Below are 256 nucleotides of genomic sequence, written 5' to 3' on the forward strand. Positions count from 1 at the left end.
GAAACGTAGCGCGCGGGCCCCGTCCTTCAGGGCGGGGCCTACGCGTCAACTCGGCTGCCAGAATGACCGGGGAATCGTGTATTCTGCCAGGTATGGGAATTCGGGTGGTGAAGCGGGCGTACCGCTACCGTTTCTACCCGACCCCCGACCAGGTGGAGAACCTCGCGAAAACGTTCGGCTGTGTCCGCTACGTGTACAACCGGGCACTTGCCGAACGGCACCGGGCGTGGTCCCAGGAACAGCGGCGGATCAGCCA

Annotated in this window: 1 protein-coding gene; it reads left to right on the forward strand. The window is 64.5% G+C overall.

Annotated elements, in window-relative coordinates; translation table 11 throughout:
- Positions 1-92 precede the first annotated feature (92 nt).
- On the forward strand, positions 93-256 hold a 164-nt coding region (locus MXD61_RS05930; RefSeq protein ID WP_248811823.1), incomplete at its 3' end, for a helix-turn-helix domain-containing protein.

Origin of the sequence: Frankia sp. AgPm24, assembly GCF_023243055.1 — a bacterium.
Lineage (GTDB): Bacteria > Actinomycetota > Actinomycetes > Frankiales > Frankiaceae > Frankia > Frankia umida.